General features: G+C 68.0%; 15 protein-coding genes and 4 pseudogenes. 2 read left to right on the top strand and 17 right to left on the bottom strand.

Annotated features, from left to right (window positions below; all coding sequences use genetic code 11):
- Positions 1-436: 436 nt before the first annotated feature.
- The 8 genes and pseudogenes from IPJ59_RS07555 to IPJ59_RS37600 all read right to left on the bottom strand — a co-directional run.
- The gene (locus IPJ59_RS07555; RefSeq protein WP_293270527.1) at positions 437-1981 is read right to left on the bottom strand and encodes a hypothetical protein; all 1545 of its coding nucleotides are present in this window, start codon (positions 1979-1981) and stop codon (positions 437-439) included.
- Positions 1978-2211: a hypothetical protein gene (locus IPJ59_RS07550; RefSeq protein ID WP_293270525.1), complete on the bottom strand. Its 234-nt coding sequence runs from the start codon at positions 2209-2211 to the stop codon at positions 1978-1980. Before IPJ59_RS07550 ends, IPJ59_RS07555 begins: the two co-directional genes overlap by 4 nt.
- Before the next feature lie 299 nt (positions 2212-2510).
- Positions 2511-2912: pseudogene (locus tag IPJ59_RS37605) on the bottom strand (AAA family ATPase); the annotation flags it as partial.
- 8 nt (positions 2913-2920) lie between these two features.
- Entirely contained in the window at positions 2921-4624 is a 1704-nt protein-coding gene (locus IPJ59_RS07545) for a coiled-coil domain-containing protein (RefSeq protein ID WP_293270523.1), read from the bottom strand.
- A 20-nt stretch (positions 4625-4644) separates the two neighbouring features.
- Positions 4645-5037, bottom strand: a complete 393-nt coding sequence (locus tag IPJ59_RS07540; RefSeq protein WP_293270521.1) for a hypothetical protein — start codon at positions 5035-5037, stop codon at positions 4645-4647.
- A 180-nt stretch (positions 5038-5217) separates the two neighbouring features.
- Entirely contained in the window at positions 5218-6087 is an 870-nt protein-coding gene (locus tag IPJ59_RS07535) for a hypothetical protein (protein WP_293270519.1), read from the bottom strand.
- Positions 6071-6454, bottom strand: coding sequence for a C-terminal helicase domain-containing protein (locus tag IPJ59_RS07530; RefSeq protein WP_293270518.1), 384 nt, complete (start codon positions 6452-6454; stop codon positions 6071-6073). Before IPJ59_RS07530 ends, IPJ59_RS07535 begins: the two co-directional genes overlap by 17 nt.
- A gap of 127 nt (positions 6455-6581) precedes the next feature.
- Positions 6582-8138, bottom strand: a pseudogene (locus IPJ59_RS37600) (AAA domain-containing protein); the annotation flags it as partial.
- 177 nt (positions 8139-8315) lie between these two features.
- Here IPJ59_RS37600 and IPJ59_RS07515 point away from each other — a divergent pair.
- Complete coding sequence (locus IPJ59_RS07515) at positions 8316-8738, top strand: hypothetical protein (protein WP_293270512.1); 423 nt, start codon at positions 8316-8318, stop codon at positions 8736-8738.
- Between the two features lie 126 nt (positions 8739-8864).
- Entirely contained in the window at positions 8865-9260 is a 396-nt protein-coding gene (locus IPJ59_RS07510; protein ID WP_293270511.1) for a hypothetical protein, read from the top strand.
- A 107-nt stretch (positions 9261-9367) separates the two neighbouring features.
- Here the strand turns inward: IPJ59_RS07510 and IPJ59_RS07505 are convergent, their stop codons facing one another.
- The 9 genes and pseudogenes from IPJ59_RS07505 to IPJ59_RS07470 form a co-directional block, all read right to left on the bottom strand.
- On the bottom strand, positions 9368-9592 hold the full coding sequence (locus IPJ59_RS07505; protein WP_293270509.1) for a hypothetical protein: 225 nt from the start codon (positions 9590-9592) through the stop codon (positions 9368-9370).
- 209 nt (positions 9593-9801) lie between these two features.
- Positions 9802-10695 carry a protein kinase domain-containing protein gene (locus IPJ59_RS07500; protein WP_293270507.1) on the bottom strand — a complete coding sequence of 298 codons (894 nt, stop codon included), beginning with the start codon at positions 10693-10695 and terminating at the stop codon, positions 9802-9804.
- Positions 10668-11336: pseudogene (locus IPJ59_RS37595) on the bottom strand (protein phosphatase 2C domain-containing protein); the annotation flags it as partial. The gene IPJ59_RS07500 and the pseudogene IPJ59_RS37595, both read right to left, overlap by 28 nt.
- A gap of 38 nt (positions 11337-11374) precedes the next feature.
- Positions 11375-12020 (bottom strand): annotated as a pseudogene (locus IPJ59_RS37590) (vWA domain-containing protein).
- A 92-nt stretch (positions 12021-12112) separates the two neighbouring features.
- Entirely contained in the window at positions 12113-12406 is a 294-nt protein-coding gene (locus IPJ59_RS07490; protein ID WP_293270503.1) for a DUF4258 domain-containing protein, read from the bottom strand.
- A 154-nt stretch (positions 12407-12560) separates the two neighbouring features.
- Entirely contained in the window at positions 12561-14027 is a 1467-nt protein-coding gene (locus tag IPJ59_RS07485) for a sigma-54-dependent transcriptional regulator (RefSeq protein WP_293270501.1), read from the bottom strand.
- A gap of 207 nt (positions 14028-14234) precedes the next feature.
- On the bottom strand, positions 14235-16997 hold the full coding sequence (locus IPJ59_RS07480; protein ID WP_293270500.1) for a DEAD/DEAH box helicase: 2763 nt from the start codon (positions 16995-16997) through the stop codon (positions 14235-14237).
- On the bottom strand, positions 16994-18307 hold the full coding sequence (locus IPJ59_RS07475; protein WP_293270498.1) for an McrC family protein: 1314 nt from the start codon (positions 18305-18307) through the stop codon (positions 16994-16996). The genes IPJ59_RS07480 and IPJ59_RS07475 overlap by 4 nt, the downstream gene beginning before the upstream one ends.
- Positions 18304-19671, bottom strand: coding sequence for an AAA family ATPase (locus IPJ59_RS07470; RefSeq protein WP_293270496.1), 1368 nt, complete (start codon positions 19669-19671; stop codon positions 18304-18306). The genes IPJ59_RS07475 and IPJ59_RS07470 overlap by 4 nt, the downstream gene beginning before the upstream one ends.
- Positions 19672-19772: the final 101 nt, after the last annotated feature.

The following is a 19772-nucleotide window of genomic DNA, read 5'->3' as shown; positions in this document are numbered from 1 at the left end:
GAAACTGTCGAGGTGCTTGTCGGCAAGGCTGCGCCCATACATCGCGCCCGAGCACTCTGTCGGGCCATTCTGCTTCGGCAACGCTGCCGGCCGTCTGTTGGAGGTCAAGCCCGATGCCTGGCGTCAGTGCCCGGTAGCGGACGCCACAGCCCCGGCACAGCCGCAGCCCCCACTCACGCTCGCACGCGGTGCAGTGGGCCCACCATGTTGCGTCGGAGCCGTCGGCTCCTTGCCGGGTCGAGCCTCGACGTGGCCGCCTTCGCCGCAGACCGGGCAGGTCCCCAGGTCGCCGACGCTGGCGGCCTGGTCGACCCACGGGCTGAACTTCTTGATCGCGGCGATCGGCGCGACATCGATGGGTTGCCTCGCGGCCTTCGCCACGCGCGCCTGGACCTCGCAGGCGGCCTCCTTGGCGGCTGCCCATGTAGCCGCGGCGTCATGCTCGTTCTGAGTGGGAGCCTGCAGCGCCACGAGGTGGATGCCGTCGTAGCGGAGCCATCGCCAAGTCGCCGGGGGGGTCGGCAAGGTCGCGTACTTTCTCGTGCGCGGGGTAGCGGGGGACAGTGGTCCGATGGATCCAGCCGTTGAGCATCCGCGTCATGCGCTCCTCGCTGTCGATGGCCCAGGGGGAGCACCCGAGAAGCGCAGCTCGTTCGGCGAGGATCCAGCCGCTCGCCCGATCGGGATCCAACCTCTCGAGCGGGATCTGGACCGCCTCTGCTCCAACGTCCACGCCCACCCGCTCGACTGGGGAATGCACGTAAACCGCGACGAGGGCGCCGAGCCGGTCCCAGCTCCGGAGCTGTGCGAGAAGACCAGGGCCGTCCTCTTCCGCGAACGAGGCGCAGAGCGGCAGCAGGCGGAGCGCGGCCCCCTCGGCGGCGGGCAGGACGATCACGCCTTGATCGTCGCGTGTCAGGTCGACGGTCGAGTGGCCATCGCGCGAGAGCGTCCAGCCCGCTCGCGTGCAGGTGGCGCTCCACGAGAGGCTGGAGAAGGCGCGGATGACGAGGTGCAGCACGAAGCGGTCCCATGCACGCGCCTCGAGCTGTCGCCGGGCCGCGCGCTGCTCGTGCGTCTCCTGCCGCCTGTGGCCGAGCTTGACCCACGCCCGCCAGAGCGCCGCGACTTTGCGGTAGTGAGCGTCGTTGACGAGGATGTTCGTCGGTTGCAGCGAGAGGGCGACGCTCACTCGCCGGGGCACTTGCTGGTACAGTGGCGCGTCGAGCAGGGCTTGCAGTTCGCGCCTCGCGTGCTCGATCTGCTGCCGGGTCGCGCGCAGGTCGTCCTCGATCTTCGAGTCGAGCGCCCCTGCCCAGAGGGTCATGATCCGGCGCGCGCGCCAAAACGAGGTCGTGCCCTCGTCGACGTTCTCCTTGTGGGCGCGGAGCGAACGTTCGACCTTGTGCAGTTCCGTCAGGCGTCGGGCGACGTAGGCGAGGAGATGATCGACGAGCCGGGCGGCGACGCGGTTCTCGTAGAGGTTCCACTCGTCCTCGATGAGGCGGGCGAGTACCGAGAGGGCTGGATGCTGCGGAGCGTCCGGTGCTCCCAGTCGCCGGGGTGCGACACGAGGTCGGCGACCGCACGGACGGGGGTCCGGCGCGCACGTGAGACCGGGAACGCGCTCCTCGTCGACGCGGAGGTGGAGACGGGGTCGGTGACAGACGTGCTGGAGGTGCGGGAGATGGCGGAGGATCTCGCGGTCGAGCGGCTGGAGGCGGGCGCGCTCGGCGATCCCCTGGACGACGGCTGGTACGCCGGCAAGGTCGTCCCACGCTGCGTCGTCGCCGAATGTGATCGCCAGGCTGGTCGCCGCCTCGGTCTCGAGTTCGTCGGGCCAGCGCCCCAGCACGGCGTCGCCGGCGAGAGCAGGCCATTCGTCGCCGAAGCGCCGGTCGTCGGCCGTCCATGCGTCACAGACGGCTGGCCGGGGGAGCGTCGACGAAGCGCCGCCGAGGCGGTCGAAAAAGCGTGTCACTCGTTGGTTTCGACTTTCTTGGCGGCGATTTCCCGCCCGAGGAGGTCGATGCAGCGCTCGGGCTGCGTGCCGTCGAGCCCTTTCCAGTCCTCCGTGAGCTGCGCCTGGAGCTGCTCCAGGGCGTCGACGCGGATGTCGTGGCGGTCCTTGAGCTTGCGCAGGATCTTGGTGACGAGCAGGTGATCGATCGCCTCGCCGATGGTGCCGCCGGCGTCGACGATGACCGGCAAGTAAGCGGCGAGCTGTTGCTCGAGCCGGTTGCCCCAGCCGATCCGGAACTTCTGCTCGATCGTGCGGGCGAACGAGGCGTGCTGCAGCCAGGTCCACGCCTGCTCCGCCGCGTCGGCTTGCCGACCGCGCGCCCCTGGAACACCTCCATCAGCGCCTTGTAGGAGATCGGGGCGCGGTGCCCTGTCGTTGATCCGAAGCGGGCCGCCCCGGTGTTACGCGGCATCTCCATCACGTGAGCACGGTCGTAGGTCTTGTCCGCGAACTCGGCCGTGCTCTCGTCGTGGTTGGCGGTGCCGATGAACCAGACGTTCGGCGGGATCGGCAGATGGCGCCCGTCGACCAAGAGGCGCGGCGCGTCCGCGACGGGATCGCTGACGAGGGTGAGCCGCCGGTCCTCCATGGGCTGCTCGAGCGCGGACAGGAAATCGGCGAAGAACTGCTCCGGGCGCGAGAGGTTGATCTCGTCGAGGACGATCAAGAACAGCCGATCACGGAAGGCAGGTGTGCCGGCACGGTAGAGCGCCTGCAGGAAGTTGGTCGCGTAATAGTGGCGGTGGAAGGCGTTGTAGTAGCCGACGAGATCCTGGCGGTCGCGCCAGCCGGCCTGCACTTCCACGACCTCGCGGCCGCCGTCGACGGCGCTGGCGAAGGCGAGCGGGAGGCTGGTCTTGCCGGTGCCCGAGATCCCCTGCAGGAGCATCAGGCGGGTCATGGCGAGGCCACCGAGGAACGCGCGGACGTCTCGCGCGGCGTAGTAGAGCGTCCGCCCGTCGATGCCGGTGGCGATCCGGTGCCGAAGGTCGTCGGCGATCCGCGGAGTGTCGGCGTGGCCTGGCGGAGCGGGGTGATGGTCCGTTTTTCGCTCTGGAGCGCCTCGACGATGTCGAGGCTGGTGAGGGCCGTCATCGGGTTTCGGTGGTCCTCCTGCCGGGTCAGCTCCTGGACGCGGGCGCGGAGCTCGTCGAGGGCGCCGTCCAGAAGCTGCTTGTGGACCTCGAGGGCCTCCTTCTCCTTCCGCAGCGATTCGAGCTCGATCGCGGCGAGCCGGCGGGTGGCGAGCTCTCCCGCGGCCTTCGCCAGATCGCCGCGAAGGATCGCCTGCTCCTCCAGCCAGGCCGAGCGCTCGCGCAGGAGCGCGGCGAGGCGCTCGCCGTCACGGGCGTCCGGACGATCGCGGAGCTGGCGGACGAGTTCCTCGCGCTCGCGCTCGAGGTGGTTCATGTCGGCGAGGATGTGTTCGGGGGCCTTCTCGCCGAAGCGCCGGTCTAGCTCGCGACGGGCGTCGATCTCGGCCGCGTAGGCATCGCGCTGGGCGCGGGCGTCGGCGAGCTGTCGCTGGATCGATGCGGCCTCGTGACGCAGGGTTTCGGTGCGTTCGGCCACCAGGCGCTCGACCTTCTTCGCCAGTGCGGCTCGGTCCTCGGCGAGGATGTCCTGCTCGGATTTCAGGTCGAGCTCGGTGCCCCGGAGGGCCCGCTCCTGCTCGGCGAGCGCCCTCGCCTGTGCTTCGAGGGCCGCAGCTTCGTCATCGAAGGCAGCGCGGCGGGCGCTCAGGTGCTTTTGCAGCTCTGCCTCGGCCCGGGCGCGCCGGTCTTGCAACTCGGCGCCCAGACTGGCCAGCCTGGTCTCCCGCGTGCCAGCGAGTTCGGCGCCGAGGGCGAGGCGGGCGTCGGCAGCCGCCTGGATCCGTCGGGCGTCGTCCTGCGCCCACCTCGCGGCGCGCTCGTCGGCGGCCCTTCGTGCGGCCTCCTCGGCGATGGCACGCCTGGACGCGAGCTCTTGCGTGAGGCTGTCACGTTCGTCGCGGAGACGGGCAGCGTCGGCCTCGACCGTGGCAAGAATCCGAAGCTTCTCTGCGAGGAAGCCGTGCTCGGCGTTGAGCTCGCGCTCGGTCAGGACGGCCGACGTCTTGAGGAGGAGGGCCTCGCGTGCGTCGAGCTCGGAGGATCGCCGATCGGCCGCATGTTCGCGGGCGTCGCAGGCCTCGATGCGGTGCAGGATCTCGGCGTCGGCGCTGTCGAGCTCGGTCTTGCGGGCAGCGAGCTGCTCGTCGGCAGTGCGCCTGGCCTGCCGGAGCGCTTCGTCCTGCGCCCGCTTCTCGCTGACGACGCGGTCCTCCTCGGCCCTGGCGGCTGCCTCGCGTTGCTTGGCCCTCTCGAAATGGGTCCGTGCGTCCCGGAGCAGGGGTTCGACGCGACGCAGACACTCCGCGAGGGTCGGGCCAGGCGGCTCAGGAGGGCATTCAACGACGGGCCCGGGCTCGGCGGTCAGCGCTGCGACCTGGGTCTCGACCTGATCGAGGCGCGCGAGCTGCTCGGTCGTCGGTTCGATCGCCGGGGTCGCCGCGGCCGTCGGGGTGGATGGGGGCCGCGGGGTGGGGTTCGGTCGGTTCTTGCCGTTCTTCTTGCTCATGCAGGTATATCTCGGTCGATTCAGCGGGTGAGGAGGAGGGTCTCGACGAGGAGGAATACGGTCTCGCGGTGGCGCTCGACCGTCCTGGACGGGGGATCGTCGTTATCGTGGGCGACGCGGTCGCGGGCCTGTGCGAGCCGATCTAGGCGCTCGAGCAGGCCTGGGTGCCTGCCTGCGGCGCGGTACAGGGGGTGTGCCCGGTCCCGGCCGGCGCCGAGCAGCGCCACGATCACGAGCGGGCGCAGGCTGCCGTGGCCGCTGTCCTCGGCGTGCTGGACCTTGCCGCGGCGGACCGACGCGAGGGTCGGCGGCAGGGGCGTGGTGAACCCGAGCTCGCCGGCGATCGTGTCGAGGAGCTGCTGGTTGAGCGCCTTGTCGGACTCGGCCAGCTCGGTGAATAGCGGCGGAGCCATGTCGCGCCAGGGATCGTGGGCGATGCGCAAGGTTCGTTCGGCGGCTCGCTGAGCCTTCACCAGCACGTCGTCCAACTTGTCGCCCGGAGCACCGTCCAGCGATGCCCGAGCCACGCGCGCTGCATGGCGACCAGGCGCTCGTGGACGGGTTCGTGCTGGCGAATCGCCATGGTCAGTCGCTCATCGATGTCGAACGTCGCCTGCGCCTGGAGCTGGGTCAGCGACGGTGAGCCAGAATCGTCGCCGATGATCCGAGAGATCCGTCGGCGCAGCCCTGGTGCCGATCGAGGATGGCGTCGATCTGCGCCCGCATTTCGATTGACTCGCCGTGTCCGAGGGGTCGTCGACCATCCAGTCGCCGGACTCGTGCCGGCGCACGCATACGGCGAGCCAGTACGGCTGAGGGATCTCATCCACGAACGAGACGCGTTGCAGCCGCGGGATGTCCCGCCCGTCGTCGTCGTCGAGCGCGTGTTGCCGACGGGTCCGCCGAGCGATGCGAAGTACGTCGCGGGCGTCCGGCTGGACGATCCTCTGGGTGCCGGGGGTGACGCTGTACGTCCAATCTTTCCACGGGTCGCCTGCGCTGCCGCCGAGGAGCACGGGCCAGCCTTCCTCGTCGGGCTCGACATCGGCGATCGGGAGGTCGCCGGTGCAGAAGCGGGGCCAAAGCTTGCCCGTGGTAGGGTCGGAGATGACGTGACCGAAGGTCGCGTCCTCCGGAGGATCGAACTCGATATCATCGAGCGTCTGCAACCCGCGGTGAGTGGGGCGATCGGAGTGATCGAGCAGCCCCATGCCGCGCAGCTCTTGGACGACGAGACCGGTGAGGTCCGGGCCGATCATCAGACGCTCGGCGACGTCGACAACGCGGACCACACCGGCGCGCGCGAGCGCCAAGACGGCGCGCTGGAAGAAGTTGAGGACCTGCTCGCGCGGCACCGGCGCGACTACCCGCCAGACCAATACGGGCCAGAGGAGCCACACGGCGCCCGGCACCTTGCCACGCCGGAAGCGAAGGACCGGGGTGGCCTTATCGAACGACGCCATGGTGTCCTCCGCAAAGTTCGGTGAAGGCCCGCAGGGCCCGCAGGGGTTCGGCGGCCTTGACGAAGCCGAGGTCCCCGACAGCGATCAACAGGCGCTGCTGGCGGCTCATGGCGACGCAGAGGCGATTCTCGAGCATGAGGTGGCCGTACTTGCGGCGCTGCTCCTCGTCGGTCGCCGCCGGGAGCTCGTTCGACCGGGTGACCGAGAGGAAGACGACGTCGAACTCCTTGCCCTGAAAGGCGTCGACCGTGCCGATCCGCAGGCGCTCGACCGGTTTTCCGCTGGCGTCGAGGGTCCGTGCCCAACGATCGGCGACCCGCCATCCTCGCTCGTTGTTTGCGCGTTCGGTCAGACCGACCTTGAGCATCGCCTCCCCGATCGCGTCGACCTGAGCGGCGTAGAAGGCGATGACGCCGAAGGTGAGCGTCGTCGTGGTCGATCAGGCGGAAGACCTCGCGCGCGATCACCTCGGCCTCGACAGGGCGCGACTTGCTGCGACCGCTGCGCTCACGCGTCCGAAGGCCGCCGGGGACGTCGATCCACGCAGCCATGCACGGCCCGCCTGCCTTGACGTAGCCGGGCAGACTGTGCGTGAACTCGCCGGCGCGGCGCGGGCTCTCGATCTCACCGTCGTCGTGGATCTCGTAGAACTCGCGGCTGACGAATCGGCCGAGCTCGGGGTGCATCCGGTACTGGGCATTGAGGGTCACAGTGCGGCGGATGCCGTCGCGCTGCTCGAGCTTTCGCAGGACGACCCACAGGCGCTCGAAGAGGCTCGCCTGTACCGCCTGGAGCGTCTGCGAAGCAACGGTACCCTGCTCTACGCCTTCGGCGAGCTGCCGCTCAACGTCCGGCTCGAGGAGGTGCGGGAGCTGGCGGTGATCGCCGACGAGTACGACGCGACGCTTGGCCATGCTGAGCGGGATGAAGAGGTCGAGCGGGTTAGCCCGTGCTGCCTCGTCGACGATCACGGACTCGAAGGACGTCTGGCCATCTTCAATGCCGCGGACGCGACGCATCTCCTTCCCCGCGGACTGCTGGAGGGTGGCCGCGAGGACGACGGTGTAATACTGGAGGGCCTCGCGCACACCGTCGGGATCGGTCTCGAGATCGTGGATATACGCGGCGATCGCCGCGTCGTCCCCAACACGGGTAGCCGCGAGTCGACGGTCAACGGAGTCGAGGATGTCGAGCAGGAGGCATCGCGTGTCCTCGTCGAGGCGCGGCTCGGAAACTGCTGCGGGCCGGGCCAGCCGATCGATCAGCGCGTCGCGGTGGGCCCGTCCCTCGGCGAGCCATGGGGGTACCGGCTCGGGTTCGACAGCGGCGCACCGCTCGAGAAAGGCGCGTTCGGTCGGGGTGAGCACAGAGTCGAGCCGCCGTAGCGCCTTGCGAGCCTGGATGGGTCCGTCGTCGGAGAATGGGCCATCATCGACGCGGATCGCTCGCGCAGCCTGGAGCATCAGCTCGAGCGCCTCGGGATCGCCAGCGCCAGCGGGTCGCTCGAGTGCAGCGACGCGCTCGAGCGCCCGATCTCGGAGGTTGTTCGGGACGAGATCGCCGAGGTGGCGGACCAGTTCGGTGATCCGGCTGGCTTGTTCGGCAGGGTGCGAGCGGGCGCGCATGCAGGCGACAGCGAGCCGGCGGGCTGCACCGAGACGCTCGGCCTCGGGCTGAGCGCCACCACGAGCACGGAGGGCGTTGAGGCGCTCGTCGGCGAACACCTGCGCAGGATCGACGGCGGCGTCGGTGCCGCGCCGTCGCCGACCGACTTTCATCGCCGGGAGGCCGAAGACCTCGCTACGCTGGACGACGTTCTCGACAGCGTCGTGCTGGGCCGCGGTGACGAGGATGCGGTGCGAGGGTTCGACGCCCTCGTCGGCGAGCTCGGCGAGACGACGCTCGATCGCCGTGATCACCTTGGTCTTCCCTGTGCCCGGCGGCCCCTGGATCAGACAAATATCGGGGGTGTTGAGCGCACGCTCGATCGCCTCGATCTGACGCTGGGTCGGGCGGGCGTCGCCGAAGCTCTCGCGTACGCCCTGGCTCATCGCGTCGCGGCGTGGCATCCGCGCGGCCGGTGCCGGCTGGCCCTCCATCAGCAGGCCGAGCTGCGGGAGCGGGCAGTTGCCGGTGCGTAACGCTTCCTCGGCTCGACGACGACGGTCGAGGCGCGCCTTGTCTCCACCGATCGCCAGATAGAGATAGCCGGACCTGGGCGGGGTCGGTTGCTCGTCATCGTCGTCAGGTGCGGCGAGATCGACGATCCGCCTCGCTTCGTCGACCCGAAGCACTCTCGCGGTGAAATTCGAGAGCTTCGGGGCCGACTTGCGCGGGGCCCCGACCGAGCTTCGCTCGCCATCGAGAATGGGGGGAGCATTCCCGGCCTCGAGTTCGAAGCGTTCGGCCTCACCGAGCAGAGCGAGGCGACCGGCAAGGTCGTCGATCGGCGCCAGGGTGAACCGCCACCCCCCGTCCTCGCGCCGACGCTCACGCGTGGTGTACTCGAGGGCGCCGAAGGTACGCGCGCGCCGCAAGACGGTCTCTTCCTCGATCTTTTGGTACGTCTGCCAGGTCTGAAGGTACCGGTCCCCGCCGGTGACCGCCTGGGACAGCGTCGTGCGCACGCTGCCATGGAGCTCGGCCGCTAGCGTGGCGTCGACAACCGACGCAGGCGCGTATAGCAGCGTGAGACGCTGGTGGCCGGTGCGTCCCCCGCGAACGACTTTATCGATCCGTAGCTTGTCGTCCGCGCGGCGAACATCGGCGGCGATCCGATGGCCGTAAATTCGGAATGCGTCGAGCCTGTCCTGGGCGTCGCCGGAGATAATTATCCGTCGGAGGTGGGCTGGTTCGCCGGGGACGGACGGCACCAGGAGGCGATCCTCGAGCCACGCACTGACGTCAGCGACGGTGCCGCTGACTCGATGTACGAGGCGGATCTCGTCGAGCACCTTCTCGTCGACCCCGAACTGCAGCGGCTCGACCACCCGGAGCTCCTGCGTGAAGCGGCGAGTCTCGAGGACGAGGCTCCCGGCGGAAGCCTGCACGACGAAGGCGACCATCGGCAGTCCGCTGCCGACGACCGCGACCAACGCGGTGTCATCAACCGGCGTGACGCCTATGACCGGCCAGACGGATCCGCCGAACGAGAGCAGCGTCTGGTCGGCTGAGCGCGTGACCCGGACCTCCTCCTCGCGCGACGGGAGCAGCTGAAACGAATCACTGGTGGGGCGGACCCGCAGCGTGGCGGCCTGGCCGCCGGTGACTTCGGAGATCTTCATGTGCTCCTCCCGAGCAGGGCCACGCGCTGCGGCTTTGTGGGATCCTCAAAGAAGATCATCCAACCACTCGGCGGGACGATCCGGGGGCGCTCGGCGAGCGAGAATCTCTCGGTATTCGCCTTGGCCATCGGCGCGATCCATGCGTCGAACCCGGGTCGAGCGCGTACAGAGATCCCGCGTTCGACGAGCGCGAGCTCGACATGCGTCTCGCGGGCGAGCACGCCGGTTTGCCCGAAAGTGTCGCGTCGGGTGAGCGCGAGGGCCCGGTGGTCAGCGGAAATGGCCGAGCTTAACCGCGCCCGCGACGACGCCCCGGTCCGGCTGCCACCGGCAGAGCCGCACGGGGACCACTGCGGGCCGCGGCGCGTCGCACCACGGGCAGTACGTCTCGGGACGAAGTAGGTGCCTGCGCATCCGGGGCACAAGACGGTCAGGTCGGCCGCGGCGTGCAGGCGTTCGACCCACTTCGGCGACACCCGGGCGCTGCTTGCGGTCGGCGAGGCCCTGCTCGAAGGTGCGGGCAGCGAGGTCGACCAGGCGGCTGCCCAGGACCTGCTCGGGGGAGGCCCCGGGTACACGCGTTTCGCGGGTCGGAGGCGTGCCCGACCCAGGGGAGTTTGCCGGCAAAGGCACGCTCCTCGAGCTCGGGCTCGCCGTCGTGGACGAGGTCTCCGAGGAAGGGGTGCGTGAGCGTGAGCGTCTGCCAGGCCAGCACCGCGAAGGCCCAGGCGTCCGATAGCGAGGTGCAGCCCGCTGTGCCGGCGACGACCTCCGGCGCGCCGTATCCGGGGGTATAGATTGCGCGTCGCGGGTCGGACTCGTGGGAGAGGTTGTCGAGGTCGATCAGCCAGGCCTCGTGGGCGGCCACGGGCTCGGAGACGAAGACGTTGTGGTGCGAGACATCTCCGTAGATGACGCCGCGCCCGTGTAGGCCGAGGATGGCTCTCCCCGCGTGCGCGAGGAGCCTCAAACGCCGGCGCAGACCGCCGGTCTCGATGTGCCAGCGCAGCAGGTCGGTCGCGGGGGGCCTGAGTAGGGCGCCGAGGGGGGTCATGTCACCGAGGAACTCGGCGACATAGCCGACGAGCGGCGGCTTCAGGACGGCGAGCGGCCTCGCTACGTGAAGCCCCGAGAGGTCGAGCCGGCGCACGAACAGGAACTGTCTGCGGAGGGCCTCGGGGTCGCCGCGCCGGAGCAGCTTGACGACCCGCCGGCCGCCCTTGACCAGCCAGACGACGCCCTGACCACCGACCCCGATCTTATGCTCGAGCCGGTGGACGGCGTTGTTCTCGTCGGTTACTTCGTTGAGGTGGGGGTTTTCCATAGAACGAGGAGGGTCTTGTCGTCGCGGTGATGGGGAACGGGCCAGTTGTGCAGCTCGGCGCGGAGCAGACGGCCGGCATGAGGATGGGGACCGAGTTCGTCGATCACCCATGTGATCAGCGCTCCGAGGCGCGTGGCGTCGAGATCATCGGACACGCCGTCTGTGGCGAGGGCGATCGCTTCGCCCACATCGAGAGGGGCTGTCAGCCCTAGCGACCAGTCGGCAAGCGTGTGTGGGGTGCCGAGCGCCTGCGTGCGGCCGAGGCCCTCGGCGCGCGAGGGGTGGATCGTTACGGTGCCGGTCGCGGTTCGCCGGACGATCAGTCCGTCGCCGAGCTGCGCGAGCGCAGCGCGTCCGTGGCCGTCCTCGGCGTAGAGCAGACAGGTGGTCGCGGCCTGCTCGGGGGGGACGCGTAGGCGGAGTCGCCAGCAGACCTCAAGCAAGCGGATCATATCCTCGATGGTGCCGGTCGGAGATCGGCTCCACATGCGCCAGGCGTCGCGGGCCGCCTGCGTGGCTGCACGGGAGCCCTCCCGCGCGCGTGGGCGGCTGCCCATGCCGTCGCACACAACGGCGAGCGCGGCCCGCGGTCCTGGTACCGCCAGCCAGGCGTCCTGGCACGGTTGCCCTTCGCGTGTGTGCGCGGGGCCGCGGACAGAGCTTGCGACCACCCGCATCATCAGAGGTCCCAGCCGTCGGCGATGGGTGGGGCGCTGTTGGGGTTCGCGCTCCGCGACCGGCTCGATACGCTCATCGTCACCAACTGGAAGAACGTCCGGATCTGCTTCGCCTCGTCGGCCCGGTATACCGCGCCGCGGGTCGGCCAGGAAAGTCTTGAGTACGGCGTTGTCGGCGTCGGCGCCGATGGCCAGGGCCATGCGGAAGCCTTTGCCGCCGCGCTCGCTAGCGAGAAACGCCTCGAGCGGCTGTTGCCAGGCGTCGGTGGGTTGTCCGTCGGAGACGAGCACGATCGTCGGGCGGTACGACCGACTCGAGACGACGTTGCGGTCCTCGATCATCTGACGGGCGAGGTCGAAAGCGGCGCCCATGGGAGTGCCTCCGGCGGCACCGAGGTCATTCCACTTGGCATTCTGAGCCGGGCCCAGCGGCAGGTGTGTCCGTGCCTGGCCGCCGAATGTGATCACAGAGACGTGGATCTCGGCTCGTAGATCGGCCTCGTCCTGGAACGCCTCGAGCATTTCGCGTACGGCGTGGTTGAGGGCCTGGATCTTGCCGTCGACCCCCATGCTGCCGGAGACATCGGCCAGCAAGATGACAGGGAGCGGGCGGGCATTCTGGACGGTGAATTCTTTGAGGCGGCTCATTGGGCGGATTTCCTTGTTTCGGGGGCGTTGGTCGCCGCCAAGGCGGCTGATGATATCTTCGCTATACGAGGCGAAACCCATGTGGCCCTCCATCAAGCGGCGTGGCGAGCCGGGCGGTCGCGGAGCGCCCGCGAGTTCTTGTTGCGGTAGACGGTGAGGATCCGGCCATCGTGCGCACAGACGACCTCGATCCCTTCCCAACGAGAGAGGTCGATGCCATACCGTGCCTCCAACCGCACTTCGCGCCAGCCGACCGTGTACACGTCGGCCCCGCGGATCGCGCGGTGCTTGCCGTACACGAGCGCGGCATGGATGGCCTTCGTGGGGATCCCTCGGGCGCGGGAGCGCTCGACGGCGTGATGTGTGAGCCTGGGCTGTTCGTGCATGTGGACCTCATGGCCTCGCCACCCCGGCGAGCCATGCCCACCAAGTCCACGTGCTGTGCCGAACGGCTCATGCAGAAGTCAAATCATTGAAAAACAAAGATTATCCCGGATCAGCCATGTTGCGTGGCCGCGCGACGCGGCTTTTTCGGCAGGATTATTCCGGGCCCGCGGAACCCTCTTTCCGCCGCCAGTTGCGAAGGGTCCGGTCGTTCATCGTGGTCAGTTCGGACTCGGACCGACCTGTTCGTTCCGCGAGCACTGCGACCTGTTGCGCGAACCATCGCTTGAATTCTGCGATCAGTCGCTCGGGATCGAGCGGGCCGTCATCAAGGAGGATAGGCTCGAGAGCAACGCGATCGGCAAAAGCGCGAGCGAGGCCATGCGCGCCCATGTTGGCTACGTCCGGCGAGTCGCCGTTGAGCGCCTGGAGGGCGTAGTCGACGGCGTCCGCCACCGTGAGGGGCGCCTCCTGGTCGGCGCGGGCGGCGAGGAAACGCCATGCGACGCGGAACAGATCGCGGAGATTACCTGGCAGGGGATGGGCACGGAGCGCCGCGAGCACGCGTCGACGGTGGGGCTCGGCCATCTTCGCGTACCGCAGGTCGACTTCGGCCCGACGAGCGGCCGCTACGAGGACCTCGTCCCACTGCCAACCGATGTCCTCGGGGATCTCGCGCAACGCCGGCACACGCAGCACGAATGGGCTGATCCGATCCATGAAGTCGGCGTCGAGCCGGGCCCGCAGCGCCGTGAGGGACAGGTTCGTCGCGCTGAGCAGACGAAAGTCGGACTCTTCGACCGTTGTGGACCCGAGCGGCTGGAACTGGCGCTCCTCGAGCGCCTTGATGAGCAGGCGCTGGAGCTCGCGGGAGATGTCTCCGATCTCGTCGAGGAATAGCGTGTCCTTGTGTGCGTGCTTGAGGAGGCCGGGGCGAGCCTCCTTCGCGTCCGTGAACGCGCCCTTGCTGTGGCCGAACAGCTCGGCGCGCATCGTCTCCGGTGTGTATTGGCCGCAGGCGATCGCCGGCCAGTTCCGGTCGCGCTCGGGCTTTCGCCATCGGCTCCACTGGCGGATCCATCCGGCGAGCTGCGTCTTTCCGGTGCCGCGCTCGCCAAGGATCAGTATGGGGACCTTGAGTCCCGCGAGACGCTGCGCCTCGCGATAGACGGCAGCGCTTCTCGGCGATTCGAACCGCGGCTTCCAGCCGACTGACCGCTCCGCGGTATCCGCTCCGCCTGGGCGCGACTCCTGGTAGCGCTTGTAAAAGGTGTCAATGCCGAGTCTGACCGGCATGACAGTCGGGCGCTCGCGGCGATCGACCGCGCGGTACGACTGGACGACCGTGAAAGGCTGCTTGATGAACCCCGTCTCGGCCATCAAGACCCACACTGTCTGCATCGCGGGGGTCCCAGGCGATAGGTGGACTACCAGCTCGCGATCACCGAACTTGCGGCGGATCCGCGGTAACGCCTCTCGCAGGAATTCGAAAATGGCCGCGTGGTCGGTGGGGTCCTCCTGGTCGAAGACCTCCTCGTGCAGCTCAAGGTTCGGCACCGTCTCCGCCAGCACCTCCACGAGGTCCTCGAACGTCCGCTTGTGCGACCGCTGGTAGAAGAACACCGCGGCGGTGATGCGACCGCGATACGAGGAGGACTCGTCCGCGAGCAGCGTAAGCGATGGACCCGCCACGGGCTCGCCGTTACGCCGTACATACTCCCGCGACCCGCGCTCGCGCTCATACGGGTCATTGTTTGTAGCGACCCACGATAGGAGAACGGCAGATGTGGCTGTGGCAGAGCTCATGGCACGTCCTGATCGGTCGCAGAGTCATGAACCAGGCAGGCGAGTCTGCGGGTTCAACGTTTCCGGCGTCGGGCCGCCGAAGTGGGCATGGAGGTGGAGCAGGATCTCGGCGTCGAGGGCAGCGTACGCGCGCTGGGATGGGCTCAGGGGGCGCTGGGTCCAGTCGCTGGTCTGGTCGGCCTTGTCCATCTCGAGGCCGAGCTCGCGGGCGCAGACCGCCTTGAGGCTGTGGCTGCCGACGTTCTTGCCGCGGAGCCGGCGGGAGACGACCAGGGTGTCGACGACGCCGTCAATCACGAGGTCGTAGCGCTTGAGGGTGGTGCGCTCGAAGGTGGCGTTGTGGATGACCTTGATGATCGCCGGGTCGCTCAGGATCGGGGCGATCGGGGCGAGGTCGGTGACCGACAGTGCGTCGACGAGGTAGACCGCGTCTGCGCAGGCGATCTGCATCAGGCACAGGATGTGCGTGTACATCGTCGTCTCGACGTCGAAGCCCAGCACGGTCTCTCGCTTGAGCTTGTCGCACATGGCCAGGAAGTCGGCACTGGTGGCGATCCAGCGGACGCGGCCTTGGCCTGGAGCCTCGCGCTCCGGCTGCGGGGGTTCAGTCGCCGGTGTGGGCTCGAGGATCGGCGCCTCGGTCGGCGCGGGGCCGGCGAGGTCAGGCAGGCGAGTCGGCGCGCGGCCAGTGAGCCAGCGAGCCGCGCCGCCCACGTCGAGGAGGTAGCTGGCGAGGCTCTCGCGCTCGACCCACGCGGGCATGAGCGGCTGGAACTTGCTCAGGCGGTACGCCGGCAGGGTGTCCGCGATGTCCTGCCAGAGGCGCTCATTGGCCCAGAACTCGGGCTCGGCGATGGCGTCGATCGCCTCGAGAAGATCGCGTCGGGTGATGCCCTCGCCGCGGATCTTGATGAGGAAGTTGTCGGGGATGATCTTCCACCCGCTGTGCAGCGCGCCGAGGGCGTAACGCAGGGTGTGGTTGATCCGACCGCCGGCGAAGGTCCACCAGTGGAGCTCGCCCTCGGCGTCCTCGATGCTGCCGCGACCGGGCTCGGCGAAGGCGCCCATCGCCGCGCGCTGGAGCGCGAGGGCGTCCGCGGCCTCGGCGGTGAGGTACTGCGGGACGTCGGCGGCGGCGATGATGTCGCGGATCTTCGCGCACAGTCGTTCGCCCAGGAACTGCGGCAGCATGCCGCCCCAGGTCGGTTGACGGCCGCGCGGCGCGGGCTCGACGATGATGCGGCGATCGTCGTGGCGGATCGCCAGCACCGCCCACGGACGCCCGCTGAGCAAGAAGCAGCTCACGCCCTCGACCAGTCGATCGACGAAGCCTTGATTGAGGGTGCCGAGCGGTTGGTTACTTGTGGTCTCGACGGTGTAGGTCTGCGGGCTCGAGAAGACCGCGTAGAGCTCCATGAAGTTGCGACGGCCGTAGCGGCGCTCGGCTTTGGGGCCGATCAGCAGGCGGCCGTCGAGGAGGATCAGCGACCTGTCGCGCAGCATCCAGGCGACGAGGCGCTCGGCCTCCGCCCGGTGGATCCCGCGGAAGTCGGGCACGCACTGGAGCTGCTGCCAGGCGTCCTCGAAGGTCACGCCGTCGCTGGCGAGCGACATGGCGAGGAGCTGATGAATGAAGACTGGCCAGCACCGAGCCTGCGGCGTAACGTCCTCGACCCAACCCTCGCGCGCGAGCTCGACAAGCGCGATCGCCTGCAGCACCCCCTCCGCGGTCTCGCAGAAGAAAGAGGTGTTGGCGGCCTGGCCGGCACGGCGGCCTGTACGGCCCATTCGCTGCAGGAACGAGCTGACGGTATCGGGCGCCTCGGCTTGGAGGACGCGATCGAGGTCGCCAACATCGATGCCGAGCTCGAGCGTGGAAGTACACACAATGCAGGCATCGCTGCCCGTAGTAAACTTCTCCTCGGCGAGCTGCCGCTCTTCGCGCGAGATGGCGCTATGATGAACGAACACGGTCGTGCCAGCGCTGCGCATGTGCTCGGCGACGGCCTCGGTCATGCTGCGGGTCTGGCAGAAGAACAGGCTCTTGGCGCCCCTGGCGACGCGGGCGGCGTCGCGGGCGAGCTCGGGCAGGCTCGGGCGGTGGCTGACGAGGAGCTGGCGCTTGGCGGGTTGTTTGGGCGGGTCGACGATCGTCGCCTCCCGCTGCGAGGTGCCCTGCAGCCAGACAAGGATCTCCGCGGGGTTGCCGACGGTGGCGCTGAGGCCGACCCGCTGGACGTCGTGTTGGGAGAGCCGTGCGATGCGTTCGACGACACTGAGCAGGTGGGCGCCGCGGTCGCTGCCGGCGAGCGCGTGGACTTCATCGATGATGACGATCCGCAGGTCGCGAAATAGCCTGGTCGCGTCGACCCGCTGTGAGACGAGCATGACCTCGAGCGACTCGGGCGTCGTCATGAGCAGCTCGGCCGGCTCGCGGACGAAGCGCGTGCGGTCGGCGCTCGGGGTGTCGCCGTGCCAGACGAAGCGGCGCAGGCCGACCATCTCGGTGTAGGTGCCGAGGCGCTCGGCCTGGTTGTTTAATAAGGCCTTGATCGGGGCGATGTAGAGCGCGCCGACGCCGTCGGCGGGGTGCTCCATCAGGAGCGAGAGCGTCGGGAAGATCGCGGCCTCAGTCTTACCGCCGGCGGTCGGTGCGAGCACGACCGCGTTCTTGCCGGCGAGCAGTGCCTCGCCGGCGAGCTCCTGCACGGGGCGCAGGCTGGTCCAGCCGAGGCGCGCGACGATCGCCTCCTGCAGGCGGGGGGAGAGGCGGGCGAAGATGCTCATAGAGTGCCTTCTGACGAGATAGACGATACGGGGTGCGCCGTCGACGCGCGCTCGACGATGGTTTGCATCTGCTCCACCAGCGCCTTCAAGTTCGCCGTTCCTGCCGGGTCCAGCTCGAGCGCAGCGGTGCTAAGCCGGTGGTCATGGCTGTGAAATTTACCGGATAGGATCGTCTGTACGGGGCGGGACTTGGGGTACAGCAAGATCGAGTGGGTGGCTCCAATGTACTGATTGTACGCGTATATCTGACGGATATCATCGACCGAAGGGCCCACGATGGGCAGGGCTTTCCACTTCGCGTCGATCACGAGCGGATGATATCCCTTGCGCTCGACGATGATATCCGGCCGGATATCGCGTATCGTGCCCCCGTCTGGACCCCAGAACGGAACGGAGCGCTGCAGCGAGACGCGCAACCCGGGGAGATTGGTGCGCCGGCAGAGCTGGCCGACGAAGTTTTCAAAGAGGCGGCTCATCTGGACCAGGATCGCCAGCACGTCGAGGCCCCCCGAGTCCATGCTGGGCGCATGGTGGAGCAGAAGGAGACGCGCGAGCTCCAGAGCTTCCTGGTACTGTCGGGTCGCGCGGTCGAGCGGGAGTTTGGCTAGCTCACTCGTGGATAGCCGTCGCCGCTCAATCGGCGGGAACGCCAGCAAGCAGCGGCGACACCGACCGTGGAGCCCGGCAGAGATAGGAAGGTCGCGAACCACGTACAGGGCCGCCAACAAGACCTCGTTCAGCCGATGTTGATGGTCATACGTCGTGTGCTCCACGAAGAAACGAGCCTCGTTGGCGCAGTTGTGACGGACGTGCTCAACAACACGAAGGCGGCCGCGGAAGTTCGGCAGGTTGTCCTCGACCTGCCGGTATCGGCGCACGAGGCCGTGATGGAGGAGCTTCTCGACGCAGCCGACGAAGCGTTCGATGTAGATCTCCATCAGGGAGGCGTTCTCTTCGTCGAGAGGGGCGAGTTCGGCGTGCTTGAGCGTCGTGTTGCGAGCGGTGCGCAGCATCATGGACAGGGCTCGCCGCCAGTGCGGCGGGTCATCGGCCTCCCAGGCGTGCCGATCCGCTTTGGGAAGGACCTCGATCAGGAGCCGCCCGACGCGCAGGGCGCCGACCCAGCCCCCGAAGCAGACGCTGCGATGAGCGAGCGTGTACGGCTTCCAGCGGGACCGGGAGACGAAGCGAGCCAGGGCCTCGAAGTGTTTGAGCTCGAAGCGGAGCTTCCCGCCGTCGGCGCAGTCGTACTCCTGGCCGACGACGAGCTTGCCGTGCTCAAATACGACTATTCGAGGCGGCGTAGTCATGGTTCATAGATGGCGCGGAAATCTTCGATTTGGGCATCTCGGGGATCGATGATGTCGAATATCGAACGATCCTCGTAGTCGGAGTCGTCGTGGTGAAAGTTGGCGAACTGGACCTGTTGAGCCCCTCGTTGCTTGACCCAGCGCTCGCCGAGGACGAGCCCGATCTTGGACCAGGCGCCGAAGAAATACTCCTGGAGCAGCGGCAGGATGTGGAGTCGGAAGACCCGCCTGAGCGAGTCGAGGCTCGGCTGCGTCTTGCACTCGATGAAGTAAGCGTGGCCGATCTGGTGGTCGCGATCGTAGAGCCGATCGATGCGGTCATTGATCGTTCGCAAGAGCCTGGATGCGCTGATGCCGCCATGAAAGTCGAAATCGAGCAGGTCGGGATTCGGACGAACCTCCTCGAAGGCAAATCGACGGCGCAGGGCCGTGTCCAAGGCCTCGACGCTGCGATCCGCGCTGTTCATCGTGGCGATGATGTCGAGGTTAGAAGGTACGCCGAAGCGCTGCCCGGAGACCGGCAAGGTGACGATCAGCTCGTTGTTCGCGCCCAGCCGCTTGTCCCCCTCGATCAGGGTGATCAGCTCACCGAACACGCGTGAAACGTTGCCGCGGTTGATCTCGTCGATGAACAGCGCGAACCGAGGGGCGCCGTCCAGGTATTTGCGACGTGCTTCGGAGGTCAGCTCACAGAACTTGGAGAGCGGCTGCTCGAAGCCCGTCAGGGCGAGGGATCGCCGCACGGCCTGCATAAAGACCCCGTCGACGAGGGAGTACGAGAGTCCCTCCGCGTCGTCATTCTCCCGAAGACGAGGTCGGATGCCTTCTATAAAATCATCGTAGGAATAGGACTGATGGAGGGTCACGAAGAGGGAGTTATCCCGCGGCGCGGCGGGCCCGGCGCTTTGGGGCAACCCGTCCGAGACCAGCCCTTCCAGGTCCTCCGGCAGTCCTTTGGACAGATACCACCGGCTCTCTGAGTCTTTGTCGAAGATGAAAGGACCTCTTCGCGACGTGGTCCCAACGGTCTTCGACTCCAGGACCGTACGTTCCTGAAGGACGCGCCAGAGCCGACGATTGAGCAAGTGCGAGGTAAGTGCACCGAAGCGTTCGACAATGAACGGGTGCTTCTGCAGTTCGGGCACCGTCGTGCTGCGGCCGATGGTATGCAAGGTCAACGCGACCAATTGATAGTCTTTGAGATCGCTCAAATCAGGCGTTACCGTGCTCGCTGGCGGCTGTAAAGGGCCTCCTGCGTCTCGATAGGCCGCCATGAGTTCACGGGCTCGAAAGGTCTTGCCCGTGCCTGGGGGCCCGAAGAAGATGGTGTTTGTGTGCGGGATAGGTGAGGGTTTGGGCAGCATGGGTTGGACGATCGAGGGATTGGGACCCGCAGAGTTGAGGCCAGGAAGATCGCGCCAATGACTTCGGCTTGCTCGCAGAGGACAAGGCTGTCGAACCACCT

The organism is Nannocystis sp., assembly GCF_016714285.1.
Taxonomy (GTDB): domain Bacteria; phylum Myxococcota_A; class Polyangia; order Nannocystales; family Nannocystaceae; genus Nannocystis.
The sequence above is the reverse complement of the archived record's forward strand: the minus strand, read 5'-3'. Positions and strand labels throughout refer to the sequence as shown.

What these genes read in the sequence shown, in the direction of transcription:
- IPJ59_RS07545 (WP_293270523.1), bottom strand. Translation starts at nt 4,624, where the DNA reads ATGAGCAAGAAGAACGGCAAGAACCGACCGAACCCCACCCCGCGGCCC.
- IPJ59_RS07540 (WP_293270521.1), bottom strand. Translation starts at nt 5,037, where the DNA reads ATGGCTCCGCCGCTATTCACCGAGCTGGCCGAGTCCGACAAGGCGCTC.
- IPJ59_RS07535 (WP_293270519.1), bottom strand. Translation starts at nt 6,087, where the DNA reads ATGGCGTCGTTCGATAAGGCCACCCCGGTCCTTCGCTTCCGGCGTGGC.
- IPJ59_RS07530 (WP_293270518.1), bottom strand. Translation starts at nt 6,454, where the DNA reads ATGCTCAAGGTCGGTCTGACCGAACGCGCAAACAACGAGCGAGGATGG.
- IPJ59_RS07510 (WP_293270511.1), top strand. Translation starts at nt 8,865, where the DNA reads ATGGCCGTAAATTCGGAATGCGTCGAGCCTGTCCTGGGCGTCGCCGGA.
- IPJ59_RS07500 (WP_293270507.1), bottom strand. Translation starts at nt 10,695, where the DNA reads ATGGAAAACCCCCACCTCAACGAAGTAACCGACGAGAACAACGCCGTC.
- IPJ59_RS07490 (WP_293270503.1), bottom strand. Translation starts at nt 12,406, where the DNA reads ATGCACGAACAGCCCAGGCTCACACATCACGCCGTCGAGCGCTCCCGC.
- IPJ59_RS07480 (WP_293270500.1), bottom strand. Translation starts at nt 16,997, where the DNA reads ATGAGCATCTTCGCCCGCCTCTCCCCCCGCCTGCAGGAGGCGATCGTC.
- IPJ59_RS07475 (WP_293270498.1), bottom strand. Translation starts at nt 18,307, where the DNA reads ATGACTACGCCGCCTCGAATAGTCGTATTTGAGCACGGCAAGCTCGTC.
- IPJ59_RS07470 (WP_293270496.1), bottom strand. Translation starts at nt 19,671, where the DNA reads ATGCTGCCCAAACCCTCACCTATCCCGCACACAAACACCATCTTCTTC.